22 protein-coding genes and 2 pseudogenes are annotated in these 24,413 nt (G+C 31.4%); 15 read left to right on the plus strand and 9 right to left on the minus strand.

All coding sequences use genetic code 11. The features are described 5' to 3' along the window. A partial coding sequence (locus GRQ01_RS05295) for a cache domain-containing protein (protein ID WP_193699223.1) occupies nt 1-1,248 on the minus strand: 1,248 nt, incomplete at its 3' end. A gap of 347 nt (nt 1,249-1,595) precedes the next feature. On the opposite strand from GRQ01_RS05295, the gene GRQ01_RS05300 reads away from it, so the two are divergent. Further along, the gene (locus tag GRQ01_RS05300) at nt 1,596-2,672 is read left to right on the plus strand and encodes an NAD(P)-dependent alcohol dehydrogenase (protein WP_158334771.1); all 1,077 of its coding nucleotides are present in this window, start codon (nt 1,596-1,598) and stop codon (nt 2,670-2,672) included. 132 nt (nt 2,673-2,804) lie between these two features. Beyond that, the gene (locus tag GRQ01_RS05305) at nt 2,805-3,392 is read left to right on the plus strand and encodes an NAD(P)H-dependent oxidoreductase (RefSeq protein WP_158334772.1); all 588 of its coding nucleotides are present in this window, start codon (nt 2,805-2,807) and stop codon (nt 3,390-3,392) included. A gap of 54 nt (nt 3,393-3,446) precedes the next feature. Here GRQ01_RS05305 and tupA read toward each other — a convergent pair whose 3' ends face one another. After that, entirely contained in the window at nt 3,447-4,256 is an 810-nt protein-coding gene (tupA, locus tag GRQ01_RS05310; protein ID WP_158334773.1) for a tungstate ABC transporter substrate-binding protein TupA, read from the minus strand. A gap of 82 nt (nt 4,257-4,338) precedes the next feature. Here tupA and tupB point away from each other — a divergent pair, with 82 nt between their 5' ends. The 7 genes and pseudogenes from tupB to GRQ01_RS05345 all read left to right on the plus strand — a co-directional run bounded on the left by tupB (nt 4,339) and on the right by GRQ01_RS05345 (nt 11,930). After that, complete coding sequence (gene tupB / locus GRQ01_RS05315) at nt 4,339-5,025, plus strand: tungstate ABC transporter permease TupB (protein WP_158334774.1); 687 nt, start codon at nt 4,339-4,341, stop codon at nt 5,023-5,025. Then, nucleotides 5,026-6,024 carry a tungstate ABC transporter ATP-binding protein TupC gene (gene tupC, locus GRQ01_RS05320; RefSeq protein ID WP_158334775.1) on the plus strand — a complete coding sequence of 333 codons (999 nt, stop codon included), beginning with the start codon at nt 5,026-5,028 and terminating at the stop codon, nt 6,022-6,024. 138 nt (nt 6,025-6,162) lie between these two features. Then, nucleotides 6,163-8,135, plus strand: a pseudogene (gene acs, locus GRQ01_RS05325) (acetate--CoA ligase). A 79-nt stretch (nt 8,136-8,214) separates the two neighbouring features. Beyond that, nucleotides 8,215-9,039 (plus strand): UTP--glucose-1-phosphate uridylyltransferase GalU, encoded by an 825-nt coding sequence (gene galU / locus GRQ01_RS05330; protein ID WP_158334776.1) that lies wholly within the window; start codon nt 8,215-8,217, stop codon nt 9,037-9,039. Then, nucleotides 9,033-10,253, plus strand: a complete 1,221-nt coding sequence (locus GRQ01_RS05335; protein WP_158334777.1) for a glucose-6-phosphate isomerase — start codon at nt 9,033-9,035, stop codon at nt 10,251-10,253. Before galU ends, GRQ01_RS05335 begins: the two co-directional genes overlap by 7 nt. Before the next feature lie 121 nt (nt 10,254-10,374). After that, entirely contained in the window at nt 10,375-10,824 is a 450-nt protein-coding gene (locus GRQ01_RS05340; protein WP_158334778.1) for a Dps family protein, read from the plus strand. Nucleotides 10,825-10,892: 68 nt separating this feature from the next. Continuing rightward, nucleotides 10,893-11,930: an ATP-binding protein gene (locus GRQ01_RS05345; protein ID WP_158334779.1), complete on the plus strand. Its 1,038-nt coding sequence runs from the start codon at nt 10,893-10,895 to the stop codon at nt 11,928-11,930. On the opposite strand, the pseudogene GRQ01_RS05350 reads toward GRQ01_RS05345, so the two are convergent. The 3 genes and pseudogenes from GRQ01_RS05350 to coaE all read right to left on the minus strand — a co-directional run. Then, nucleotides 11,924-12,655 (minus strand): annotated as a pseudogene (locus tag GRQ01_RS05350) (glucosaminidase domain-containing protein); the annotation flags it as partial. The gene GRQ01_RS05345 and the pseudogene GRQ01_RS05350 overlap by 7 nt on opposite strands. Continuing rightward, on the minus strand, nt 12,630-13,379 hold the full coding sequence (gene dapF / locus GRQ01_RS05355) for a diaminopimelate epimerase (protein ID WP_203121239.1): 750 nt from the start codon (nt 13,377-13,379) through the stop codon (nt 12,630-12,632). The pseudogene GRQ01_RS05350 and the gene dapF, both read right to left, overlap by 26 nt. Then, on the minus strand, nt 13,376-13,981 hold the full coding sequence (gene coaE / locus GRQ01_RS05360) for a dephospho-CoA kinase (RefSeq protein ID WP_158334781.1): 606 nt from the start codon (nt 13,979-13,981) through the stop codon (nt 13,376-13,378). The genes dapF and coaE overlap by 4 nt, the downstream gene beginning before the upstream one ends. A gap of 60 nt (nt 13,982-14,041) precedes the next feature. Between coaE and purM the strand changes: the two genes are divergently transcribed. Next, nucleotides 14,042-15,031, plus strand: coding sequence for a phosphoribosylformylglycinamidine cyclo-ligase (purM, locus tag GRQ01_RS05365; protein ID WP_158334782.1), 990 nt, complete (start codon nt 14,042-14,044; stop codon nt 15,029-15,031). Nucleotides 15,032-15,111: 80 nt separating this feature from the next. Here the strand turns inward: purM and GRQ01_RS05370 are convergent, their stop codons facing one another. From GRQ01_RS05370 to cueO, 4 genes are read right to left on the minus strand one after another with little or no spacing between them, the layout of a single operon-like run. Then, a complete protein-coding gene (locus GRQ01_RS05370; protein WP_158334783.1) occupies nt 15,112-16,302 on the minus strand; it encodes a molybdopterin molybdotransferase MoeA in 1,191 nt (396 codons plus the stop codon). A gap of 3 nt (nt 16,303-16,305) precedes the next feature. Next, nucleotides 16,306-16,752 (minus strand): molybdopterin synthase catalytic subunit, encoded by a 447-nt coding sequence (locus GRQ01_RS05375; RefSeq protein WP_158334784.1) that lies wholly within the window; start codon nt 16,750-16,752, stop codon nt 16,306-16,308. Between the two features lies 1 nt (nt 16,753). Beyond that, nucleotides 16,754-16,975, minus strand: coding sequence for a MoaD/ThiS family protein (locus GRQ01_RS05380; RefSeq protein WP_158334785.1), 222 nt, complete (start codon nt 16,973-16,975; stop codon nt 16,754-16,756). A gap of 1 nt (nt 16,976) precedes the next feature. Beyond that, complete coding sequence (gene cueO / locus GRQ01_RS05385) at nt 16,977-18,509, minus strand: multicopper oxidase CueO (protein WP_158334786.1); 1,533 nt, start codon at nt 18,507-18,509, stop codon at nt 16,977-16,979. Nucleotides 18,510-18,644: 135 nt separating this feature from the next. Here cueO and nspC point away from each other — a divergent pair, with 135 nt between their 5' ends. From nspC to fdh3B, 5 genes are all read left to right on the plus strand, one after another. Next, a complete protein-coding gene (gene nspC / locus GRQ01_RS05390; RefSeq protein ID WP_158334787.1) occupies nt 18,645-19,793 on the plus strand; it encodes a carboxynorspermidine decarboxylase in 1,149 nt (382 codons plus the stop codon). 310 nt (nt 19,794-20,103) lie between these two features. Then, entirely contained in the window at nt 20,104-20,805 is a 702-nt protein-coding gene (locus tag GRQ01_RS05395; RefSeq protein ID WP_158334788.1) for a TorD/DmsD family molecular chaperone, read from the plus strand. Further along, nucleotides 20,780-20,971 (plus strand): twin-arginine translocation signal domain-containing protein, encoded by a 192-nt coding sequence (locus tag GRQ01_RS05400; protein ID WP_158334789.1) that lies wholly within the window; start codon nt 20,780-20,782, stop codon nt 20,969-20,971. The genes GRQ01_RS05395 and GRQ01_RS05400 overlap by 26 nt, the downstream gene beginning before the upstream one ends. After that, entirely contained in the window at nt 20,971-23,775 is a 2,805-nt protein-coding gene (locus GRQ01_RS05410) for a formate dehydrogenase subunit alpha (RefSeq protein WP_227656239.1), read from the plus strand. The genes GRQ01_RS05400 and GRQ01_RS05410 overlap by 1 nt, the downstream gene beginning before the upstream one ends. Beyond that, the gene (fdh3B, locus tag GRQ01_RS05415) at nt 23,772-24,413 is read left to right on the plus strand and encodes a formate dehydrogenase FDH3 subunit beta (RefSeq protein WP_158334791.1); all 642 of its coding nucleotides are present in this window, start codon (nt 23,772-23,774) and stop codon (nt 24,411-24,413) included. The genes GRQ01_RS05410 and fdh3B overlap by 4 nt, the downstream gene beginning before the upstream one ends.

Below are 24,413 nucleotides of genomic sequence, written 5' to 3' on the forward strand. Positions count from 1 at the left end.
ATCAGATCCCACTCTAGCTTGTAAAACATCAAGCAATTTATTAAGAACATTTTTAAGTTCTATGAGTTGAGGATTTCTTGGATTGGCTGTAATTCTTGCTGTTAAATTACCCCCTTCTACTATAGATACTGTTTGTACAGATTCTTTAACAGCTTGATTGTCTTGTTCTAAACCTTTTTTAGTTTGTAAGATATTCTCATTAATAGCACTTGAGATTTGACCAAATTCATCTTTGCTTTTGATTTCTATAGTAGAGACATTTTGGGTTTTATGGTTGATGAAGTCGAAGAAGGAGTTAAGTCCTTGTTGGATAGCCCCAAGTGGAGAAAGATAACGCGATACTATAAAATAAAGTAAAACTACACTTAATATCACTGTAATAATCACTGATATGATTTGGACAAAAGCCGCTTTCATGATAGGTTCGTTAATAATATCAGCACTTTCAGTAATACAAGCTGTATAAGAAAAGATTTTAGCACAAGTTCCTAGTCTTTCTTCTTCATTAAGCATGTAAGAAAAAAAGTTATAATCCCCATGTTTTTTATATGCGTTTAAAACAGGTGAATGATCAAGAGAAGGATTTAATAATTCTTTATTAGTTGCAGCAAAAATTCTGTTTTTACTATCAAATAAAAAAGTATTTCCTGGCGTCTTTGCGATTAAATCTTGTAAATCTTCTAATGATACATCAATACCTATAACGCCTATAAATTTATTATCTTTATAAATCGCTTTAGAATAAGTAACGATATATTTTTTAGTTATTGTATCCATATAAGCTGGAGAGGCAAAAGATTGGTTTGATTTTAAAGCTTCTTGATACCATGCTCTGCTTCTTATATCTAAATTGTCTATAATGCTAGATATTGTATCATTGTCATCACTTTGCTGACTGATTAAAAGTTCGCCATTTTCTAAGCCTATATAGGCGTTTAATACATTTGCACTTTGACGATACAGTTTTAACATTGGTCCGATATTATTGATGATACCTTGTTTGGTATTGACATAAGAGTAAGGTAGATTAGTGATATCTCTTGCTAGGTTAGCAACAAAAGATAAATCTGTAGATCGGCGGTCTTCTACAGCAAGTTGTGTGACTTTGAGTAATTCTGTCTCACTCCTGAGTGTGGCTTCATATAATGAAGATTTTGTGAAATAAAAACTTACAATACCTAGAATGCTTAGGGCAAGAATTGCAATTAAATTTGCAATAATAGAAAGCTTCATTTTAATACTGTTCATGGGGTTCCTTTCTTAACTTTGAATAAATTTTAGTTTAAAAACTAACTTTGAATTGGTATTTTATCAAAAAAAAATTAAAAAATTATATAAAATTTATAAATTGATTTAGCTTTGTCTTATTTATATAGTGAGTAAAATTTTTATGTGTAAAATATGCTTTTTATAGATAAATGTTTCTTAGGGAAAAATTAGTAATTTAAATTATAAAGATTTAATAAGTATAAAAGTATGAATTTATAGCTTAAATTCGCATTTTGATAAATTAAGAATATAAATAAATTATGAAAATTATAGAAAATGATTAGTTTTGAAATTTTATAATTGTTTAAAATCAAGAAAGGAAAGCAATGAAATATACTGTTTTAGAAAATAATCGCATTGCGAGTAAGGGCTATGCTATGTTGAGTAAAGATGCTAAATTCACTCCTTTTGAATTCACTCGTCATGCTGTGGGCGATAATGATGTTTTGATTAAAATTTTATATGCAGGCATTTGTCATAGTGATATCCATACTGCAAAAAGCGAATGGGGAGAGGCTACTTATCCTTGTGTGCCTGGGCATGAAATAGCTGGAGAAGTTTTAGCTGTAGGTAAAAATGTAAGCAAGTTTAAAGTGGGTGATTATGCAGGGGTTGGTTGTATGGTAAATTCCTGTGGAGAGTGTGAAGCTTGTAAAAATTCACAAGAACAATTTTGTGAGAATTCAAAGACAGTTTTTACTTATAATAGTAAAGACGTTTTTCATGATAATGAAAACACTTATGGTGGGTATTCTAATAATATTGTTGTAAATGAAAATTTTGCTATTTGTGTCCCTAAAGATGCAGCTTTGGATAAGGTCGCGCCTTTGCTTTGTGCAGGCATTACAACTTATTCTCCTTTGAAATTCTCTAAGGTAAAACAAGGATCAAATATCGCGGTTGCAGGCTTTGGTGGGCTTGGTATGATGGCGGTTAAGTATGCTGTTAAAATGGGTGCAAGAGTGAGTGTTTTTGCTAGGAATGAAAACAAAAAAGCAGATGCTTTAGCAATGGGGGCGAGTTGTTTTTATACAAGTACAGATAAAAGTGAAGTTAAACAAAGCTTTGATTTTATTATTTCAACCATACCTACTTTTTATGATCCTATTGTTTATTTAGATTTGCTTAAATTTGGGGGAGAAATGGCTATTGTGGGACTTCCACCTTTAAAAAATGAGGTAAATATTAATATAAAAGACCTAGTATATAAAGCAGGCAAAAAAGTTTATGGTTCTTTAATTGGTGGAATCGCTCAAACTCAAGAGATGCTTGATTTTTCTCTTAGACATCAAATTTATCCAGAAATTGAGTTAATCACCCCACAAGAAATCGATAAAGCTTATAAAAATCTTACCTCAGGTAAGGCAAAATTTCGTTATGTTATTGATATGACAAAGGAGTGAGATAACATTGCTGATTTTAAGTTTTAGCGGTGTTTGAAAATTTGCCTGTTTTTATAAAATTGAAAGCTTAATTTAGGGTTTTTAAAATGATAGTTTATAAAAATATATTTTATTTTAAATAAGGATGAATTGATGAAAAACATACTTTTACTTAATGGTGCGAAAGAATTTGGAAGTTCAAAAGGAAGGCTTAATTTAACTTTGCATAATCATGCTTTAGATGTTTTAAAAAATTTAGGATATGAAACAACTCAAACCCATATTGATCAAGGATATAATCCTAAAGAAGAGATAGATAAAATCATCAAAGCTGATGTTGTGATCTATCAAATGCCAGCTTGGTGGATGGGTGAGCCTTGGATAGTTAAAAAGTATATTGATGAAGTGTTTGGTTTGGGTGTTGGAGTGCTTTTTGCAAATGATGGCAGGAATCATGAAAATCCTAGTAAAAATTATGGTAAAGGTGGGTTAAATCATGGTAAAAAATATATGCTAAGCCTTACTTGGAATGCACCTATTGATGCTTTTAATGATAAAGATGAATTTTTTGAAGGCAAGGGAGTGGATGGGGTTTGTTGGCATTTGCATAAAGCACATGAGTTTGTAGGGATGAAGCCTTTGCCAACCTTTATGTGTAATGATGTGGTTAAAAACCCTCAAGTGCCTTATTATTTAAATAATTATACTTTGCATTTGAAAAATATCTTTCCTCAAATTTGATTTTGAAATTTTAAGATGAAATAAATTATTTTTTAAGCAGGATTTATCCTGCTTTTAATCTTTTCTTGTTTTAGCATCGACTATAAATAAGGGCTGATTAAGAAGTTTAAAATTTGCTATGAAATTTAAAGTTTCATCGCTTGTAAGCCATTTAATGAATTTGCTAGCTTCTGTGTAGTTTACGTTTTTACAATGTTTAGGATTTGTAGCAATTATAGAATAGAAGTTTTTAAGACTCTCATCACCCTCGCTTACGATGACTAAACTAGGCTTTGCTTTTTCATTGGCTTCGTATTTGATATAAGTGCCACGATCAGTTAAAATTACACCTTTTTTTTCTTCAGCGATTTTAATGCTTGCTAGCATGCCTTGTCCGCTTTGTTGGTACCAACTCTCTTTTTCAGGGACGGTGCCTAAATTTTTCCAAAGGCTTTTTTCTTTGTTATCAGTGCCTGATTTATCGCCTCTTGAAATAAAGGTAAGTTTTTTGCTTTTGATAAGCTCTAGGCTTTGTTTTAAATTTTTACCTTCAAATAAAGGAGCTAAAGATTTATCCGCAATAAGAATAAAATCATTGTACATTATTGGAGTTCTATCCACACCGAATTTTTTATTTATAAATTCTTTTTCTATTTTTGGAGAATGGACAAAAATCACATCAGCATTGCAATCTTCGCCCATTTTTAAAGCCGCACCCGTACCTACTGCAATCCATTTTAAAGTATTGCCGCTTTCTTTTTCATAAAGGAGTTTTAAGGCATCTAAAAGTCCTGTATTATCGGTGCTTGTTGTAGTTGCCATTCTAAGTTCTGCTGCACCTAAGCTTAAAGCTAAAGCAAGGGTTAGAGGAATGATTTTTCTCATTTTTTCTCCTTTAGAAAATTGATATGAAAATATTTTAGCATAATTATGCTAAAATTACTTATTTTCTGTAAGAGGATAATCTTTGGACTATATTTTAGAAGGTTTTAAGCAGGCTTTATTTTTGCTTTTTAATGCCGATGAAAGTGTGATTTCAGCTATAAAAACCACTCTTTTAAGTTCGAGTATTTCTATTATTTTGGCTTTATTTGTAGGTTTTCCTTTAGGCTTTGCTTTAGGTTTTTTTGATTTTAAACTCAAGGCTTTTATAAAGCTTATTGTAGATACAAGCCTTTCTTTTCCAACGGTTGCTGTTGGGCTAGTAATTTATGCTTTCATTTCAGCCCGAGGGCCTTTTGGCGAATGGGCTTTGCTTTTTACTATAAAAGCTTTGATTTTAGGGCAATTTATTTTAGCACTTCCTATAGTCATAGCACTTTTTTCTAATTTGATAGAAAATATGAATAAAAATCATTTTTTGTTGATAAAATCCTTTCATTTGAATTTTTTAAAGCTTATTTTGACTATGGTTTATGAATTGCGTTTTGCTTTAATCAGTATTGTCGCACTTGCTTATGGGCGTATTATTGCAGAAGTTGGAGTGGCTATGATAGTAGGAGGGAATATTAAATACGATACAAGAACCATAACTACAGCTATTTCTTTAGAAACTAACAAGGGTGAATTTGCTAGTGGTATAGCCTTGGCTTTGGTTTTAGTTTTCATTGCTTTTTGCCTTAATTTTATTACGCATAAACTCAAAAGAACATGAATGATAGAAATTAACAATCTTTGTTTTAAATATCAAAATAAAGAGATTTTAAAAATCAAGCATTTAGAGCTTGATACAAGTAAAATCACTATTTTAATGGGTGCTAATGGGAGTGGAAAATCTACTTTTTTAAGGATATTAAAATTTTTAGAGGGGGATTTTTCCAAAAATATTTCTTATTTTGGAAATTATAAACTTACAAATAAACAAAAACGTGCAATTTATTTGCTTTTTCCAGAGCCTGTTTTATTAAATCGCAGTGTGAGATCAAATTTTTTATTTACTTTAAAAACTTATGGCATTAAAGATAATATCCAAAACCGTATAAAAGAAAGTCTTGCATGCTTAAAATTAGATGAAAGTATTTTAGATAAATCTTTTAATGAACTTTCCTCAGGACAAAGTCAAAAGCTTGCTTTTGCCATGGCTTTAAGCACACGTGCAAAATATTATTTATTAGATGAACCTAGTGCTTTTTTGGATAAAAATACGGCAATTTTATTTAAAAATGCTATTGTTAAAATGCATGAAAGGTTTAATACAGGATTTTTAATAGCTAGTCATGATAAGCATTTTTTAGATGCTTTAGCCCAAAAGAAATTGTATTTACATAGCGGGGAAATTTTAGAATTTGAAAATACTAATGTTTTTGATTTAGAAAATAAAGGTGTGAAATTTAGTAATTTTATAGATTTTAGTCAATGTCAAAAATACAAAGCCTTTGTGCAAAATCCTCCTAATAAGATCGCTATTAATCCTTATAAAATTTATTTTTTCAATCCTAATCATTCTTTAAAAAACAATGCGAAATTCGTTTTATATAAATGCTATATTATAGCCCTTAGAAGCCGAAAAGAGGATGTGTTTGTTAGGGTGGATTGTGCGGATAAAATTTTAGAATTTGCATTAGAAAAACAAGAATTTTTGAAATCAGACTTAAGATTATATAAAGAGCTTAATCTTTATTTTTATGAAGATGCAATATGTTTCTTAAAGTAGCATATATCATAATATTTTTATAAAACATTACAAATATTCCCATTATTTCTAAAATTTATTTTAATTATTTTTTTAAGTTGTGTTGAATGCAAATAAAGTTCTATATAATGTTTAAAAATAATTAATTAAGGAGTGTTTATGCATTATCAAAATACTCAAGGACTTTTTAAACCCAATAAAGAATTTTCTGGCAATGCTCGCATAAAAAATTTATGCGAATACTATGATTTATGCGATGAAGCAAGAGAGGATTTTGAAGGTTTTTGGAAAAAGCAAGCTCTTGAAAAGATTGATTGGTTTTCGCCTTTTTCTAGGGTTTTAAATGAAGATCAAGCACCTTTTTATAAGTGGTTTGAAGGTGGGACTTTAAACGTAAGTTATCAATGTCTTGATCGCCATATAAAAACAAAACGCAATAAAGCTGCTTTGATTTTTGAAGGAGAAAGGGGAGATTATGAAGTTTATACTTATAGAAAATTATTACATGAAACTTGTAAAACTGCTAATTTACTTAAAAAATTAGGAGTAAAAAAGGGCGATAGGATTATAATTTATATGCCTATGATTCCTCAAACTGCTATTGTAATGTTAGCATGTGCAAGAATGGGTGCTATCCATAGTGTGGTATTTGGAGGTTTTTCTCCTGAAGCTTTAAGAGAGAGAATAGAGGATGCAAAAGCCAAGCTTGTTGTCACTGCTGATGGGGCTTTTCGTCGTGGTAAGGCTTATATGTTAAAACCCGCAGTAGATAAGGCTTTAAGTGAGGGTTGTGAAAGTGTTAAAAGTACTTATAGTTATACGTAATAATGAGCCTATAGAATATGTTAAAGGAAGAGATTATGTCTATAAGAACTTGTAAAAGAGGAGTTTTATAAGTATGAACCTGAAATTATGAACAGTGAAGATTTGTTGTTTTTGCTTTATACCTCAGGTTCAACAGGAAAACCAAAAGGAGTAATGCATGCAAGTGCAGGCTACATACTTTGGGCACAGATGACTATGGAATGGGTGTTTGATATAAAAGATCATGATAATTATTGGTGTAGTGCGGATGTGGGTTGGATTACAGGTCATACTTATGTTATTTATGGTCCTTTAGCATGCGGGGCAGCTACTATTATGTATGAAGGTACGCCTAATTATCCTAATTGGGGGCGTTGGTGGAGGATGATAGAAGAGTATCAAGTGAGTAAATTTTACACTTCTCCAACTGCTATAAGAATGCTTCATGCAGATGTCCCTGAAGAGCCAAATAAATATGATCTTAGCACTTTAGAAATTTTAGGTACTGTTGGAGAACCTATAAATCCAAGTGCTTGGCAGTGGTTTTATGATAAGATAGGGGGAATAAAAAGTCCTATAGTTGATACTTGGTGGCAAACTGAAACAGGAGGGCATATGATCACTCCTTTGCCAGGAGCTACACCTTTAAAGCCAGGTTGTGCTACTTTACCTTTACCAGGAATTTTTGTAGAAATTGTTGATGAAGAAGGGAATTTGAAAAATGAAGGAGAAGAAGGTTTATTATGTATTACTAAGCCTTGGCCTTCTATGATTCGCGGAATTTGAGGCAGTGAAGAACGCTATATACAAAGCTATTTTTCTCAAGTTAAAAAAGAAGGTAAGCCTGTATATTTTAGCGGCGATGGAGCCTTTTATGATAAAATATGGTTATATTACTATCACAGGAAGGACAGATGATGTGGTTAATATTGCAGGTCATCGTATAGGAACAGCTGAAATAGAAAGTGCTATAGCTAAACATCCTAGCGTGGCAGAATCAGCTATAGTGAGTGTTTTTAGATGCGATTAAAGGCGAGTCTTTGTTTGCCTTTGTAGTTTTAAATCCTACTTCAAGTTGTGATTTGGGTATGGCTATAGAAACTTTAAAAGAATTAAATGATATTTTAAAAACAGAGATTGGAATGATAGTTAAGATTGAAAAAATTCTTTATACCCCTAATTTGCCAAAAACTAGAAGCGGTAAAATAATGAGAAGAATTTTAAGAACTATAGCAAGAGGCGAAGAAATCAAGCAAGATATCTCCACTCTTGAGGATTCTACAGTGGTAGAAACTATTGTAAAATTAGCTAAAGCTGAGCTTGATTGACAAGGCAAATAACTTTGCCTTGTTGCATAAAAATTCAAAAAATAAGTTATAATATTAAAAAACTATTAAGGAAATTTTTATGCTTCAAACTTGTATTTTCCCTGCGGCAGGTTATGGGACGAGATTTTTGCCCGCGACAAAGACTTTACCTAAAGAAATGTTGCCTATTTTAACCAAACCTTTAATCCATTATGGCGTGGATGAGGCTTTAGAAGCAGGGATGGAAAACATGGGCTTTGTAACAGGGCGTGGAAAAAGAGCTTTGGAGGATTATTTTGATATTTCTTATGAGCTTGAGCATCAAATTTCAGGCACTAAAAAAGAATACTTGCTTGATGAAATCCGATCTTTAATTGATCGTTGTACTTTTACTTTTACAAGACAAAATCAAATGAAAGGTTTAGGTGATGCGGTTTTAAAGGGCAGACCTTTAGTAGGTGATGAGGCCTTTGGGGTGATTTTAGCTGATGATTTGTGTGTTAATGAAGAGGGTTTAAATGTAATGGCACAAATGGTTAAAATTTATGAAAAATACCGTTGTACTATTATAGCTGTAATGGAAGTACCTAAAGACCAGGTTTCAAGCTATGGAGTGGTTTCAGGAAATTTAGTAGAAGATAATCTTATTATGGTTAATTCTATGATAGAAAAACCCAATCCCCAAGAAGCACCAAGCAATTTAGTCATTATAGGAAGGTATATTTTAGCCCCTGATATTTTTGGAATTTTAGAAAATACTAAGGCAGGTAAAAACGGAGAAATCCAACTCACAGATGCTCTTTTAACCCAAGCAACCAATGGCATGGTTTTAGCCTATAAATTTCAAGGTAAACGCTTTGATTGTGGAAGTGTGGAGGGCTTTGTACAAGCTACAAATTATTTTTATGAGAAAAATAAATGTTAAATAACACCCTTTTTTTCAAAAAAAGCACACTTTATACTATAAGTTCTTATGCAAACCGTATTAATGATGAGGTAAAAAGTGGAGATATAGGATATTATCATCTTATTGATACGAGTTTAGGACTGATTGATGAAAGTTTGAGTTTTATTCTTAATAAAGATCATATAAAAAATATTGTTTTAGTGGGTATGGGAGGGTCAAGTTGTGGTGTTAAAGCTTTGCATGGTATGCTTTTTAATGAAAAAAGCAATCAAAGAAAACTTTTTATACTTGATAATACAAGCACGCATTCTTTTAACACGGTTTTACAAGAAATCACACTCAAAGAAAGCTTGTTTTTAATCATTAGTAAAACAGGCAATACCATAGAAGTGATATCGCTTTTTAAGCTTTTTATTGATCATTTTAAACTCAGTATGCAAGAACTTAAAAAGTATTTTGTTTTTATCACGGATAAAGATTCTAAATTGCATCAAGAAGGTCAAGATTTAGGTATTAAATGTTTTTTTATCCCTGCAAATGTAGGGGGACGTTTTAGTATACTTTCAGCTGTTGGCGTAGTGCCGCTTTGTTTTTGTGGCTATAATGTCAAAGCTCTTTTAGAAGGTGCTAAAGCTTGTTTTGAAGACTTTTTTATCCATAAAAAAGATGAAATCTTGCAAAAAGCTTATCATTATTGCACTCATAAAAATGCAAATATGAATATACTTTTTTCTTATAGCGATGCTTTTAAAGGCTTTAATGAATGGTATATCCAGCTTATTGCTGAAAGTTTGGGTAAAAAACAAGGCTATAAGCGTATAGGTTTAACCCCTATTGCTTTAATCGGTGCAAGAGATCAGCATAGTTTTTTACAACTTATCATGGATGGTCCTAAAAACAAAACTGTGACTTTTTTAAAGATCAAAGACAGTCAAAAAGCCCCTATTATTCCTGATATCCATTTTAAATTTTTAGATTCTTTTAGCAATAAAATAAATCTTCATGAACTTTTAAATGCACAATGTGATGCAACTATGCATGCTTTAATTGCTGAAAATTTAAGTGTTGATTTAATAGAACTTGAAAAACTTGATGCATGGCATGCAGGATATTTGATGTATTATTATGAGCTTTTTACTTCTACTTGTGCGATGATGCTTGGAATTAATGCTTATGATCAGCCAGGAGTGGAAGTGGGGAAATTAATTTTAAAAAATATATTAAATTCTTGATAAAAATTTATTAAAAAAGAGTATAATAAATTAAATTAAAAATTAGGTTTTTAATTAATAAAAATTATTATTTAATAATTTTATGTTATAATTTTAAAAACCAATATGAAGGAGTTATAATATGTCAGTTATAAAACAATTATTGCAAATGCAAGCCGATGCTCATCAATTATGGGTGAAATTTCATAATTATCATTGGAATGTTAAAGGCTTACAGTTTTTTTCTATACATGAGTATACAGAAAAAGCTTATGAAGAAATGGCAGATCTTTTTGATAGTTGTGCTGAAAGAGTTTTGCAACTTAGAGAAAAAGCTATTGTTTGCCCAAAAGTTTTAATAGAAAATGCAAAAGCTCCCCAAGTGCAAAAAGACTATTTTACTCCGCTTGAGGTGATAGAGTTTATCAAACAAGATTATGAGTATCTTTTGGCAGAATTTAAAAAGCTTAATGCTGCAGCTGAAAAAGAAAATGATACTACAACAGCAGCTTTTGCACAAGAAAATATTGCAAAATATGAAAAAAATCTTTGGATGATAGAAGCCACTTTAGAAGATACTTGTAAAATGTAATTTTAGGGGTTTTACCCCTAATTTTATAATTATTAAAATCATAAATATTCTTTTTAAAAAGATAAAATTTGAAAATATTAAATTTTTTTTATGAAAACCACCCTAAGTTTGAAATCACTTATGAAAGAAAGATTAAAATTTCAAATCCTAATATCCTTTTAAAAGGGCCTAAATTTTGTGGTAAAAAAACTTTAATTTTTAATTATTTATCCCAATTTAAGGCGAGTGAAATTTTATTTTTAAATTTATATGATACTCGTTTTGAAAAGCAAAGTTTAAATCATCTTTCAGATTTTTTAAAAGAAAATCTTCAAATTAAAATCCTTTGTCTTTATAATCTTGATTTTATTCCTGATTTAAAAAATATCAGCATTCCTATACTTTTAAGTACTAATAAAAAAGATTTAACTGTAGAGGGCTTTGACGAGCTTGAGCTTGATTATTTTGATTTTGAAGAATTTATTAGCATTAATAGAAAAAACTTACCTATAAATCATTTAGTCGGGCTTTTTTTACAAAGTGGTCGCAGTCAATTAGGAGAAAAAAATGCCCTTTTAAGGCAAAATTTTACCATACTTGAGCTAGAAATTTTAAAATATTTAGCTTTAAATTTAGGTCAGCAAATTAGTATTTCTAAAATGTTTAAAGAACTTAAAAAAAGATTAAAAACTTCAAAAGACAGTGTTTATTGTGCTATAAAAGAATTAGAAAATACTTATATCATTTATACTTTAAAACACGATGAGAAAAAACTTCAAAAGATTTATTTTAGAGATTTTGGTCTAAGGAATAATCTTTGTATTTCTAAGAATTTTGTTTATTTGTTTGAGAATTTAGTTTTAAGCGAGCTTTTTAAATTCAAGCAAGAATTGTTTTATAATAAATATTTTAATTTTTATACTAAAATATCTAAAATCGCTTATATTTCAACTCCGACTCTGGATATAGATTTGATTAAATTGAGGGCTAAGAAAATCCTTTTTAAGGCTTTAGAACTTGGAATTTTTCATGTGATTTTCATCACTCTTTCAAATGAAGATAGCTTTTTTGAACAAGGAGTGAAATTTGAAGTTATACCTTTTGATAAATTTTCGCTTGGATTTTGAGTATTATAAACATCATATTGTTCTAGTTTATAGCGTTTGATGATTTTAATAATAAGACTTATGTAGTGTTCTTTGAGTTCTGAATAAGAATCTAAAGTTTTAATAGCTTCTAAGCCTGTAATTTCTTTGCCTTTATTTTCATACTCAGCCCTTGCATCGCGGAATTTTTCATAAGCAAAATGGCGATTTAAATTAAGAATATAAGAATCTACACTGTTTTGTAAGCTATCAAAAATTTTAATTTTATGTTTTTTATCTGGATGTCTTAGATCAGGAATTAAACCCTTTTCTCCCCAAGTCCATTCTCCAAAAAGATTATTGGCTTCTTTGGCAAAACGGCTTGTTCCTGTAGCGCTTTCTACTAAAGCTTGAGCTATGCCCATAGACTTTGGAATTTTTTGAATGCGTTTTTTGTATTCTGCAAAATCATAAAGATTTTCAATGCGATATTTATTTTTTAGCAAGATAAGTTTTTTAAGTTCTGTTTGGTTTGAGATTCTAAAACCTGTTTTATAGGCATTTTCAAAGAAAGCCTCTATAAAAGCCCTTTCTTTTTTGATTTCTTCAAAACTTTTATCAAACATAGCATTCATTTTCATAAAGAAAATTTGCCTTTTTTGATTGATATCAAGCTTGTAATAATTCTCCCCAAATCCATCTTTTAAATCATCATTAGCAAGTAGTGAAAATAAAAAAAAACTAAGAAAAATTATAATTTGCTTCAAAACAATACTTCACCTTCCCTTTAAAAAATAATTCTTCGTTTTCAAATTTAAAATAAAGTTCTTGAGTGCTTTTTGGCACGACTTTAACTTCATTGTGTACTTTTTTATCTTGTAAAGCCAGATAAAAACAAGCCCCTATGCCCGTACCACAGGCTAAAGTTTCATCTTCAACACCGCGTTCATAGGTGCGGACTTTTAAAAAATTATAATCAATTATTGTAGCAAAATTGACATTAGCATTGTATTTTTGCCTCATTTTTTGACAAAGTATGATATCAAATTCATCTAAATTTTCGCAAAAATGAACCAAATGAGGCACCCCAGTATCACAAAGCTGCCAAGTTTTTCCTAGATCTTTGAAAGTATTTTGCACACTTTTAACCTTGCCTAAAGATAATTCAATATTATCATTATAAACCCTTGCTTTAATAACACCTGCTTCTGTTAAAAAACTCATATTAGGTTTTATTTTATTAATATGATGTGCAAAATGCGCTGCAGCCCTTGAACCATTACCACACATGGGTGCTTTTGAACCATCATTGTTGTAAAATTCCCATTGAAAATCATATTTTTCATGAGGTAATATCACTATAAATCCATCAGCACCTATACCTTCATGGCGTTTGCAAAGTTCTTTAGCTAAAAGGCTTCTATCTTTTTTTTCATTGGCATTCATTATAATAAAATCATTTCCACTAGCACAGTATTTGTAAAATTTCACTTTATTCCTTTAGCAATATTTTTTATTACTTTAACACATTCTTGCCTAAAATCAGCATAAGATCCTGTATTTTTGATAATAAAATCTGCTTTTTTAAGTTTTTCTTCAATATCTATTTGAGAATCAAGTCTTGCTTTTGCCTCTTTAAAGCTTAAATGATCTCTTTGCATGATTCTTTTTAGACTTAATTCTTTAGGGGCATAAATTAAGATAACTTTTCCTAAATTATCATAAGCTCCGCTTTCAAAAAATAGTGGAAGTTCTACGAAAAAAGCTTTGTTTTTTTGATCTAAAAGCTCCATTTTTCCTAAGATTTTGGATCGGATTTTAGGATGGATGAAATTTTCTAAGATTTTTTTGGCTTCTTTATTGTTGAAGATAAGCCTACCAAGGGCTTTTTTATTGATTTTTTGATCTTGTATTAATGAGTTTTTTGGACAAAATGCAGAGAAAATTTGGCTTAATTCAAGAGTGTGGGCGTTTAAGACTTCATGAGAGATTTCATCAGCACTAATGCTTTCAAAGTCGAGAGAATTTGCTATTTTTATAAAGCTGCTTTTGCCACATGCTATTGAGGCGGTTACAAAAAAAGCGTTTTTCATCTTATGCCTTATTAAAATTTTTTTCGTTAAAATACCTTTTTAGTTCTTAAAGGAAAATAAATGAAAATTTCATATGAAGATGCTGGTGTAAGCATAGATAATGGCAATGCTTTTGTTGAGGCAATAAAACCTTTAGTTAAAGAAACTTTTAATGATCATGTTTTAGGCGGTATAGGATCTTTTGCAGGTGCTTTTAAAATGCCACAAGGTTTTAAAAAGCCTGTGATTTTAGGAGCTACAGATGGGGTTGGAACTAAGCTGCGCTTGGCTATTGATGCAAAAAAGTATGATACTATAGGACAAGATTTAGTGGCTATGTGTGTAAATGATTTGATTTGTAATTTCGCTACACCTTTGTTTTTTTTAGATTATTATGCCACAGCTAAACTTGATATAGAAGTGGCTAAAGCTGTTATAACAGGTATTGTTAAGGGGTGTAAGTTAGCAAATTGTGCTTTAATCGGGGGAGAAACTGCTGAAATGCCTGGAATGTACGCAAAAAGTGATTTTGATCTAGGAGGCTTTGCAGTGGGTATGGCTGAAGAAGATGAAATTGATAGGACTAAAAGGGTAAAAAATGGTGATATTTTACTAGCACTTGGAAGTTCAGGACTGCATTCTAATGGCTATTCTTTAGCTAGGAAGGTGCTTTTTGAAATTTTAAAAATGAAATTTGAGGATAAAATAGAAGGAAAAAACTTAATCGATATTTTATTAGAACCCACAAGAATTTATGTGCATGATTTTCTTGTTTTAAAACCTTATATTCATGCTTTAGCACACATTACAGGGGGAGGTTTGGCTGAAAATTTAGCACGCGTTTTGCCTTATGGTATGGGAGCAATTATACGCAAGCATCATCTTAAAACTCCTGAAATTTTTTATACCATAGCACAGGCTGTACAAGAGAGTGAAATGTATAGAAGTTTTAATATGGGCGTGGGTTTAGTGATGGCTGTTGATCCTAATGATGTAAGCAAGGTTTTAGAATTAAGCGATGCTTTTATAATAGGTGAAATTGTTCTTAATGAAGGCATTGTTTTAGAATGATTATTTTGGGTGTATTTTAGTTTTAAGAATTTTGTTTTTAAACGCTTTTTCTAAATATCAAATATGAAGTAAAAGCGTTTTTAAGGCATAAAAATAATATCTATTAAACTTTCATTTTCTAAGATTTCGCATTCTTTTGGGACCATCATGAGTGCAGCTTTGTTATTAAGATTGTTAATGATCGCACTTGATCCTTCTTTTTTGCCTTCTAAATTGGCTAAAATACGTCCATTTTTAAATTTTATATTACAAGTTACAAATTCTAAATGCGGCGTTTTTTTCTGATAAGTACCTTGCAAAAAGGCCTTGCAAATATAGTCTTTTGACTGCAAAAGCCAAGAATTTAAAATTTCTCTTGCATAAAGGTTAAACATCACCATAGCTGAGTAAGGAAAACCGGGTAAGGCGATAATGAATTTTTCATTTGACTTGGCTATTTTAATATGGCGTCCCGGTTTTATATCGACTTTATCAATGATAAGGGTGTATTCTTTGATAGCTTGTTTTAAAAAGTCAAAATCTCCCATAGAAACCCCTCCTGTTGTAATTAAAATATCACAACTACATAAAGCATTTTCAATCATAGATAAGCTAGCTTTTTTATCATCTTTTAAGAGTGGAAAAATTCTTGCTTGAGAAGATAACATTTTAGCCAAACTTGCTATGGCAATGTGATTTGAAGAGTGTATTTGTGCAGGGTGATCTAGACATTCTCCTAGATCTTTGATTTCACTGCCACTGCTTAAAACACCTATAATAGGTTTAACAAAAACGCTAATATGGAAAAATCCAAGTTCGGCTAAAAGTGCTATTTCACTATAACTTAGCTTAGTGCCTTTTTGAAGTAAAATCTCATCTTTTTTATAATTTTCTCCTACTTGGCGTACAGCAAAACCTTTAGCAACCTTTTTTTTGATAAAAAGGGTGTTGTTTTTCACTTGCACATTTTCTATAGGTACTAAAGTATCGCTTCCTTGACTCATTAAAGATCCTGTAAAAGTTTTCACACAAGTGCCAGCTTTTACTTTAAATTCAGGCATGGTTCCTGCAGGGGTTAAGCCTAAGATTTCTAAGGCTTTGTCTTGATCTTGAAATTGGATTGCATAGCCATCCATAGCTGAAGTAAGAAATTCAGGTTGGTTTTTAGGTGCTTTTATATCAACAGCTAAAATACGTCCTAGGCATTGTGTAATGGCTATTTTTTCAATCTTCTCATAGGTATTTATATGAGAATGTAAGATTTTTAAACTTTGTTCATAAGACATTAGCATTTTTTATCCTTTTAAAATTCCTGCACCGCAAAGTTTACTTGATCTTTCTTTAGCATAAATTCTTTTTTGATGGATGATATCATATTTCCAAATAGGGGCGTTGATTTTAAAATCTTGGACAAATTTATTAATCAATTTAAGTCCTAATTTTCTTTGCTTGCTTATAACTCCTGCTAGATAGGAACTTTCATGCACGCTTACATCCCCTATAGAATGTGCAAAAAGCAAGGTAATCTCATCTGATTTTACCCTTTCTTGCCATTCTTCAAACCATTTTTTTAAAAGCGATTCATAAATGTCAAAGCTAAGTGCTTCAACCCCATTTTCTTCGCGTACTATGCCACAAAAACTCACTAAAGCACCGCAATTTTTATTTTTAGCCAATTCATACCATTGTGCGTAAATTTTAGGAATTTCTAAAGCCCCTTGATAAAGTTTAAAATAAGACATTTTAACCTCCACAAACTGGTGGTAAAAGAGCAATTTTATCACCGTCTTTTAAAAGGGTATTTTCATCAAAAATAATTTCATCATTTAAAGCTACAGCACAAAGTTCTAGCCACTCTTTTAAGCTTGGATCTTTTGATAAAATTTCTTTTAATTCTTTTAAATTATTTATATCAAGTTCTAAATTGTCTTTATTTATAGGACCTAAAAACTCAACCTTTACCATTTTATTCCTTGACTTCTAAATTCCCCATCATGCCTAAATTCTCATGTTCTAAAATATGACAATGATACATTCTAAGGCCTGGAAAATCTTGTTTCATTCTAAGTCTTAATTCTTCATTAGGACGTACGTTAATAGTGTCTCTTAAGGCTCTAAATTCAGCCTTTTTAACTTCGCCTTTAAATTTTGAAGAAATCAGTTCAAAATGCGTACCATGTATATGGAAAGGATGATCCATATGTGATTTATTAATCACTATCCAATCTTCAATAACTCCTACTTTAGAGTGTAAATCAATGCGTTGTAAATCATAAGTTTTACCATTGATTAAAAACATAGAGGCAAGGGCGTTTTTTAATTCTTTTTCATTTTTATTCATTATGCCGTGCATTTGTGCGTGATCTTCACTCATAATGATTTCTTTAAAATCATTAGGTTCTTCTAAAGGCTTGAAAGTTCTTAATTTATTTGGAAGTTTTAATTCTTCTTTTTTAAGGTTAATATCGGCTAAAAAGAGTGTGTTTGGATCTTCTTTTACAAGCATTTTATCTCTATCATAATAAGTACTTTGAAGTTTAAATTTTCCGCCTTTTGGAGCATGGATTAGAAGTTCGACACGTGAAGCAGGATTTAAAAAAATTTCTTCTTTAAAAATTGGTTTTTCTATAAGCCCTCCATCTGTACCAACAAGTATAAATTGTGCGCCTTTTATGCGTAAATTCAAATATCTAGCCGCAGTTGCATTATAAATGCGTATGCGTTGGTTTGTAGCAAGTTCTATTTGAGGTTGATATTGTCCATTAATGAGTACGAATTCACCTTCTCTGCCATTGAGCCAATCATTTAAAGTATTATTAGGAATTTGGGCGTTTTGATCAAGACGTAAATCGCTTATCATTAGATCTTTTTCTTTAAGATGGCTTAAAGCATCTTCTTTAGCTTTGATGACAAAAGTTCCTGCTAAACCCATGAAAACTTGCTTGGAAGTGATAAAATGAGGATGTGGATGGTACCAATAAGTTCCAGCACTATTTTGCGGGATTTTAAAGCGATATGTTTTTTCTTCGCCTGCTAAGATAGGATCATGAGGGCTGCCATCTTGATCAGCGGGTACGAGCACACCATGCCAATGTATAGTTGTGGGTTCTTTGAGTTTGTTTTTAACTAAAATTTCAAGTTTATCCCCTTCAAAAACTTCTATTTTTGGACCAGGTATTAAGCCATTGTAGGTATAAAATTTTGTTTTTTTGCCTTTAATGAGTTCTATATAGCTTTCTTTAATTTCTAATGTTGCACGAAAAATATTTTTTTCATTGCTTTCGTTTTTAAGTAAAGGTAAGGGCTTTAAAATTTGATTTTTAGGAAAAGCTTGTGGATCTAAAAGTTTTAGATTTTTTGGAGCAAATTCTATAAAAGATGTATCTATGTCAGTATTATTGTGAGTGTCGTGTCCGTGATGATGCATAGGATTTGCATAAGCTATACCTATACTAGCTAAACTTAGTGCATTTAATTTTAAAAAATTTCTTCTATTCATTATATTTTATTATTCTCCTTTTTAATATTGATTTTTTAATATTATAGTTATTACTTATTTAATTTTAGTAAATATTTGCTTTGAAAATTGACTTTAATTTTGTTATGATTTTAAGAATTAAATTAAGGAAAAATAATGTTTTATCAAAATGTTCAAACACCGGTTTATATCTTAGAAGAGGATAAATTAAGAAAAAATTGTGAAATTTTGGCCAAAGTAGGTGAAAAAAGCGGTGCAAAAGTGCTTTTAGCTTTAAAGGGTTTTGCTTTTTCAGGAGCGATGAAAATTGTAGCACAATATTTAGAGGGTTCAACTTGTAGTGGGCTTTGGGAAGCAAAATTCGCTAAAGAATACATGGATAAAGAAATTCATACTTATTCTCCTGCTTTTAAAGAAGATGAGATAGAACAAATAGCAAATTTATCCCATCATATTGTGTTTAATTCTTTAAATCAATTTTATAAATTTAAAGACAAAACCCAAGAGAATTCCATAGGGCTTCGTTGTAATCTTGAATTTTCTATCGCTCCAAAAGAGCTTTATAATCCTTGTGGGAAATATTCAAGATTAGGAATTCGTGCTAAGGATTTAGAAAATGCAGATTTAAGTTGTGTAAAAGGACTTCATTTTCATGCCCTTTGTGAAGAGAGTGCACAGTCTTTAGAACAGGTTTTAAAAGTTTTTGAATTAAAATTTGGTAAATGGATTAAGCAAATGCAATGGGTGAATTTTGGCGGAGGGCACCATATTACAAAAAAAGGCTATGATGTAGAAAAACTTATAGCTTTATGTCAAAATTTTAGTGATAAATATGGGGTGCAGGTTTATCTTGAACCTGGTGAAGCAGTAGGATGGCAAACAGGAAATTTAGTCGCTAGTGTTATAGACATCATAGAAAATGAAAAACAAATTGCTATTTTAGATACTTCAAGCGAGGCACATATGCCAGATACTATTATCATGCCTTATATGAGCGAGGTTTTAAATGCAAGGAATTTAACCACAAGAGACAATGAAAAAATTTCAGAATTAAAAGACAATGAATTTGCTTATTTGCTTACAGGAAACACTTGTTTAGCAGGAGATGTGATGGGAGAATATGCCTTTAGTAAAAAACTTCAAATCGGAGATAAAATCGTTTTTTTAGATCAAATTCATTATACCATTGTCAAAAACACGACTTTTAATGGGGTAAAACTTCCTAATTTAATGCTTTTAAATACTAAAAATGAGCTTCAAATGATAAGAGAATTTTCTTATAAAGATTATGCTTTAAGGAATTAATATTATTTTAATTTGCATAAAATAATGCTATGAGTTCATAAGAGCATAAAAACAATTATAAGATATAAAGCTTGGATTTTTTAAGACATTAAAGGATTATTAAAATCCTATTTTTAATTATTTAATATTAGTTTTTTATATCTTAACTATTGTAAAAATTTTATTTAAATTCAGTAATTTTTAAATTAAATAGTACTAAGATAAATCGATTCAAAAATCAATTTTAACGGATATTTAGGCATATTTTGCATAATATTATTTTCATTGATTAAAGTTGTTTTTGAAAATTTGCAATACTTGGGAAATTGGAATGGATTTAGAAAAATTAAGATTGGCTAGAAGTCTTTATTATCAATGTCTAGGAGAGCTTTTTATCTTTTCGTTTTCTAAGAAGAGATTGTCAAAATTACAAGAGTATTTAAAGACAATGCAAGAATGTTTATTTGATGAAAGTTTAAAATTAAATTTTAATATTTTACTCAAGCATTTAGAGGGTGAAAATTCTATTGAAATGTTTTTCAAAGAATATGATTTATTATTTTTAGGTCTTAAAAATAATATCGCAATGACTTTTTCTTATATTGAAGAAGGTTTTGAAAACTCTACTCCTTTACTTTGTGTGCGTCAAATTTTAGCTAAAAGTAAAATAAGAGCTAATGAGAAATTTTTCAAAGAAGGAGAAGACAATGTGGGGTTTTGTTTATTATTAATGAGTGAATTTTTAAGACAGGGTGAAGAGGATTTAGCTAAAGAACTTTTTGAAAAAGTGATCAATAAAAATATAGAGGAGTTTTTAGGCGATATTTTAAATCATGAAAATGCTAATTTATACAAAGAAGTTGCCAAAATTGCAATGGCTTTTATGCAATTTGAAAGAATTTGTTTTAATACAGAAAAATCAATAAAAACAAATTCTAAAAAAGTGCAAAATGATCTCTCACGTTCAGAATTTTTAAGAAGAGAGGCAAATAAACAAAGGAGGACTCTTGAAAAATCGCAGAGAATTTCTTAAAAAATCCGCTCTTGCCTTAGGGGCTGCTAGCATGCTTGGTAGTACAAGTTTAGCTTTGGCTAAAAATGAGGAAAGAAAAGATTTATTAAAGGGTAAAAGCAAGAAAAAAGAAGTACTTTTTCAAAGAAGTGCTAATTGGGAAAATTATTATACAAAGGCTCAATGATGTTAAATGTGAATGAAAATATTAAACTTACGCGGCGTTCTTTTCTTAAAATGGCAATGCTTTCTAGCTTGGCAAGCCCTTTGCTTGCTAGAAATGAGACTTTACGAGAAGCTAGTGCTGAGGAACTTAAAGAAGCTTATGAAGGCAGTAAAAAGGTAAAAACAGTCTGCACGGCTTGTTCTGTTGGTTGTGGGATTATTGCAGAGGTGCAAAATGGGGTTTGGGTGCGTCAAGAAATTGCCCAGGATCATCCTATAAGTTTAGGCGGACATTGTTGCAAGGGTTCTGATATGATTGATATGGTGCGTTCACATGTGCGTTTGAAATATCCTATGAAAAAAGAAAAAGGAGTGTGGAAACGCATAAGCTATGAGCAAGCCTTAGATGAAATTGGAGAAAAGCTTGCTAATTACCGCAAAGAAAATCCTGAAAGCGTGATGTTTTTAGGATCGGCAAAAATGAGTAATGAGCAAGCTTATTATGTACGGAAATTTGCAGCATTTTTTGGTACTAATAATATAGATCATCAAGCTAGAATTTGACACAGCGCAACAGTCGCCGGTGTGGCGAATACATTTGGTTATGGCGCTATGACAAACCATCTTGGAGATATTCAAAGAACTAAATGCATTATTATCATTGGGGCAAATCCAGCTGTAAACCACCCTGTAGGCTTTAGACATTTTTTAAAAGCCAAGGAAAAAGGTGCTAAGCTTATTGTTGTAGATCCTAGATTTACAAAGAGTGCGGCAAAGGCAGATATTTATGCAAGAATACGTCCAGGAACAGATATTGCCTTTATGTATGGAATGTTAAAAATCATTTTTGATGAGGGTTTAGAAGATGTTAAATACCTTGATGAAAGGGTTTTTGGGATAGATAAAATCCGTGAAGAAGCTGCAAAATGGACAGCAGAAGAAGTAGAAAATGTCACAGGTATTTCTAAGGAGCTTTTGGTACAAATCACTCATGAAGTAGCTAAAAACAAGCCCGCCACACTCATTTGGGCCATGGGTTTAACTCAGCATACTGTAGGTACTTCAAACACGCGTTTAGCGCCTATTGTGCAAATGGTACTTGGAAATATAGGCAAATTTGGGGGTGGTGTTAATATTTTGCGTGGGCATGATAATGTCCAAGGAGCTTCAGATATGGCATGTTTGAGTGAAAATTTGCCCGGTTATTATCCTTTAAATGAGGCGACTTGGAGGTATTATGCTAAGATTTGGGGTGTGGATTATGATTGGCTTTTGGGGAATTTTCTTAGCAAGGATTGGATGCATAAAACAGGCTTAACTCTTGCTAGATGGTGGGCAGCAGCTTTAGATGGTAAAGGTGGAAATGATGCAGTAGATAATGCAGGAACGCCTTTAAAAGCTTTAGTGGTTATGGGTAATGGCATTACTTCAACTGCACAGCAAGTTAAAGTCAAAGAAGGTTTAGAAGCTTTAGAACTTCTTGTTTTAGCCGATCCTTTTGTAAATGAAGCAGGCATTATTTCAGAAAAAGAAGATGGAATTTATCTTTTGCCAGCAGCGACACAGTTTGAAAGCAGTGGAAGTGTAACTGCTACAAATCGTAGCGGGCAATGGAGATTTAAGGTTATAGATCCTCTTTATGAGAGTATAGAAGATCAAGAGATTTTATTTGAACTTGCTAAAAGACTTGGTTTTTATGAAGATTTTACTAAAACTTTGCGTGATGAAAAAAATGAAATTGTTTGGCCTGAAAACGCTACAAGAGAATTTGCAAGAGCTATTAGAAGTATAGGGCTTAATGGATGGAGTCCTGAAAGGCTTAAAAAACATGCTTTACATTGGGATAAATTTGATGAAGTGAGTTTAGAGGGAAAAGATGAGGTTGCAGGAGAATATTATGGGCTTCCTTGGCCTTGTTGGAATGATAAGCATCCAGGTTCTCCTGTGCTTTATAATACAGATATTGAAGTAGCAAAAGGTGGCATGGGATTTAGGAATAATTTTGGACTTGAGTATGAGGGTGAGAGTTTATTAGCTAAAAATGCCCCATTAAATTCATTCATTGATACAGGTTATCCCCAAATTACTAAAGATAATATAGAAAAAGTTTTAGGTATAACTTTAAGTGCAGAAGAAAAAGCTAAAATGGGGGCTATTTGGTCTTATGATGATAGTAATATTATAGTAAATAAATGCATGCAAAAAGGTATTGTTCCTTATGGAAATGCAAAGGCTAGGGCTGTTGTTTGGACTTTTAAAGATAAAATTCCACTCCATCGCGAACCCCTTCATTCTCCAAGAAATGATCTAGTTCAAAAATATCCTAGTTTTGAGGATCAAAAAGCACTTTATCGTGTGGATACGCGATTTATTTCCGTGCAGCAGGCTAAGGATTATTCTAAAGAATTTCCTTTAAATTTAGTCACAGCAAGACTTGTGAATTTAAATGGTGCTGGTATGGAAAATAGAGCTTCTATGTATTTGGCACGTTTGACGCCTGAAATGTTTTGTGAAATCCATCCTCAATTAGCCAAAGAACAAAATATTAAAGCAGGGGATATGATTTGGTTACATTCTCCAGAAGGGACTAAAATTTATGTCAGAGCTAAGATAAATCCAGGTGTGGCTAAAGATATGATTTTTTTACCTTTTCATTTTACGGGTGTAATGCAAGGTGTGGATTTAACACATAATTTTCCTAAAGGCACTAAACCTTATGCGAGTGGAGAAAGTGCTAATACTATAACAAATTATGGCTATGATATCATGTGTCAGATTCCCGAAACTAAAGGTGGGCTTTGTAGGATTAGTAAGGATGGAAAATGAGTCAGGTGAATTTTAAAAATTTAGAGAAAGAACGCTTGAAATTTTTTTGTGATAATGAGCGTTGTATTGATTGTAATGGTTGTGCAGTAGCTTGCGATGAGGCGCATGAGCTTCCTATTAATATCCGTCGCCGTCGTGTGATTACTTTAAATGAAGGGATTAAAGGAAAAGAGCTTTCTACTTCTATTTCTTGTATGCATTGTGATGATGCGCCTTGTTCTATTGTTTGTCCTGTGGATTGTTTTTATATTCGTGCTGATGGTATTGTTTTGCATGATAAAGAGATTTGCATAGGTTGTGGGTATTGTTTGTATGCATGTCCTTTTGGTGCACCTCAGTTTCCAAAAGATAGTGTTTTTGTAAATAAGGGCATTATGGATAAATGTACTATGTGTGCGGGTGGTCCTGAGGCGACTAATTCAGAAAAAGAAAGAAAACTTTATGGACAAAATCGTATTGCAGAGGGTAAGGTACCTGTATGTGCAGCAATGTGTTCAACAAAAGCACTTTTAGTGGGTGAAAGCTTTAAAATCGAAGAAATTTATCATAGCAGACTTATGAGTAGAAATTATGGTATTTCAAGCCCTTCACAAAGCTTGGAATGGAAGATAGCTTATACACAAAAGGAGCGTTTGTGA

This window comes from Campylobacter bilis, from assembly GCF_016806695.1.
In the GTDB taxonomy this organism is placed as follows: Bacteria; Campylobacterota; Campylobacteria; order Campylobacterales; family Campylobacteraceae; genus Campylobacter_D; species Campylobacter_D bilis.

Bases quoted from the DNA above. Each gene is read 5' to 3' on its own strand.
- GRQ01_RS05300 (WP_158334771.1), top strand. From the start codon at position 1,596: ATGAAATATACTGTTTTAGAAAATAATCGCATTGCGAGTAAGGGCTAT.
- GRQ01_RS05305 (WP_158334772.1), top strand. From the start codon at position 2,805: ATGAAAAACATACTTTTACTTAATGGTGCGAAAGAATTTGGAAGTTCA.
- tupA (WP_158334773.1), bottom strand. From the start codon at position 4,256: ATGAGAAAAATCATTCCTCTAACCCTTGCTTTAGCTTTAAGCTTAGGT.
- tupC (WP_158334775.1), top strand. From the start codon at position 5,026: ATGATAGAAATTAACAATCTTTGTTTTAAATATCAAAATAAAGAGATT.
- galU (WP_158334776.1), top strand. From the start codon at position 8,215: ATGCTTCAAACTTGTATTTTCCCTGCGGCAGGTTATGGGACGAGATTT.
- GRQ01_RS05335 (WP_158334777.1), top strand. From the start codon at position 9,033: ATGTTAAATAACACCCTTTTTTTCAAAAAAAGCACACTTTATACTATA.
- GRQ01_RS05340 (WP_158334778.1), top strand. From the start codon at position 10,375: ATGTCAGTTATAAAACAATTATTGCAAATGCAAGCCGATGCTCATCAA.
- coaE (WP_158334781.1), bottom strand. From the start codon at position 13,981: ATGAAAAACGCTTTTTTTGTAACCGCCTCAATAGCATGTGGCAAAAGC.
- purM (WP_158334782.1), top strand. From the start codon at position 14,042: ATGAAAATTTCATATGAAGATGCTGGTGTAAGCATAGATAATGGCAAT.
- GRQ01_RS05370 (WP_158334783.1), bottom strand. From the start codon at position 16,302: ATGCTAATGTCTTATGAACAAAGTTTAAAAATCTTACATTCTCATATA.
- GRQ01_RS05375 (WP_158334784.1), bottom strand. From the start codon at position 16,752: ATGTCTTATTTTAAACTTTATCAAGGGGCTTTAGAAATTCCTAAAATT.
- GRQ01_RS05380 (WP_158334785.1), bottom strand. From the start codon at position 16,975: ATGGTAAAGGTTGAGTTTTTAGGTCCTATAAATAAAGACAATTTAGAA.
- cueO (WP_158334786.1), bottom strand. From the start codon at position 18,509: ATGAATAGAAGAAATTTTTTAAAATTAAATGCACTAAGTTTAGCTAGT.
- nspC (WP_158334787.1), top strand. From the start codon at position 18,645: ATGTTTTATCAAAATGTTCAAACACCGGTTTATATCTTAGAAGAGGAT.
- GRQ01_RS05395 (WP_158334788.1), top strand. From the start codon at position 20,104: ATGGATTTAGAAAAATTAAGATTGGCTAGAAGTCTTTATTATCAATGT.
- fdh3B (WP_158334791.1), top strand. From the start codon at position 23,772: ATGAGTCAGGTGAATTTTAAAAATTTAGAGAAAGAACGCTTGAAATTT.